The organism is Kitasatospora sp. NPDC006697 (genome assembly GCF_042869935.1).
Lineage (GTDB): Bacteria > Actinomycetota > Actinomycetes > Streptomycetales > Streptomycetaceae > Kitasatospora.
Genome location: NZ_JBIAGU010000076.1, coordinates 1 through 1,414 on the forward strand (window position 1 = coordinate 1; position 1,414 = coordinate 1,414).

The 1,414-nt window shown below is 68.2% G+C and carries 1 protein-coding gene; it reads left to right on the forward strand.

Annotated elements, in window-relative coordinates; translation table 11 throughout:
* Positions 1-13: 13 nt before the first annotated feature.
* A partial coding sequence (locus ACFYNO_RS41155) for a zinc-binding dehydrogenase (RefSeq protein ID WP_388023908.1) occupies positions 14-1,414 on the forward strand: 1,401 nt, incomplete at its 3' end.

Here is a 1,414-nt window from a genome sequence, read left to right on the forward strand (position 1 = left end):
CCGGGTGGACTGGGTGCCGATTGAGTTGGGTGGTGGGGTGGTTGGTGAGTGGGTGGTGTTGGGGGAGGGGTTGGGTGAGTTGGGTGGTCGGCGGTTCGGGGGTCTGGGGGAGCTTGCGGCGAGTGGGGTCGGCGTCGGGGTGGTGCTGTGGCCGGTGGTGGGGGGTGTGGCGGAGGTTGTGCCGGTGGTGCAGGAGTGGTTGGGGGATGGGCGGTGGGATGGTGCGCGGTTGGTGGTGGTGACGGATGGTTCGGTGGGCAGTGGTGGGGTGTGGGGTTTGGTGCGGTCGGTGCAGGTGGAGGAGCCGGGGCGGGTTGGGTTGTTGGAGCTTGACGGGTCGGTGGAGTCGTTGGCGTTGGTGCCGGGGGTGTTGGGGTTGGGGGAGTCGCAGGTGGTGGTGCGTGGGGGTGAGGTGTTGGTGCCGCGTCTGGGCCGGGTGGAGGCATCGGAGTTGTTGCCGGTTCCTGGTGGTGGTGGGTTGTGGCGGGTGGATTCGGTGTCGGGTGGGACGTTGGAGGGGCTTGGGGTGGTACCGGTTGGGGCGCGGGGTGTGGGTGTTGGTGAGGTGCGGGTGGAGGTGCGGGCGGCGGGGGTGAACTTCCGTGATGTGCTGGGCGCCTTGGGGATGTACCCGGGCGAGGTGGTGTTGGGGCACGAGTTCGCGGGCGTCGTCGCGGAGGTTGGCGAGGGAGTGGCGGATCTTCGGGTGGGCGACCGTGTGTTCGGTTTGGGCCGTGGGGTGTTCGGCCCGGAGTGTGTGGTGGATGCGCGGTTGGTGGCGCGGATTCCGTGTGGGTGGTCGTTTGTTCGGGCGGCGTCGGTGCCGGTGGTGTTTTTGACGGCGTTCTATGGGTTGGTGGATGTGGGTGGGTTGCGGGGTGGGGAGTCGGTGTTGGTGCATGCGGCTGCGGGTGGTGTGGGGATGGCGGCGGTGCAGGTGGCGGGGTATTTGGGTGCGCGGGTGTTTGCGACGGCGAGTGAGGCGAAGTGGGCGGTGGTGCGTGGGCTGGGGGTGGATGCGGCGTGTATCGGGTCGTCGCGGGATCTGTCGTTCGAGGGGGTGATTCGTGGGGTTTCGGGTGGGGTGGATGTGGTGTTGAACTCGTTGGCGGGTGAGTTCGTGGATGCGTCGGCGCGGTTGTTGGTTGAGGGTGGGCGGTTCTTGGAGATGGGGAAGACGGATGTCCGTCCGGATGGTTGGGCGGGTCCGGGGGTGGTGTATCGGCCGTTTGATCTGTTGGATGCGGGGCCGGAGCGGATCGGGGTGATGCTGGGCGAGTTGGTGGGGTTGTTCGAGGCGGGTGTGCTGCGGCCGTTGCCGGTGCGGGTGTGGGATGTGCGGCGGGTGGTGGAGGCGTTGCGGTTCATGGGGCAGGCCCGGCATGTCGGCAAGGTGGTTCTGACGGTCCCGCGT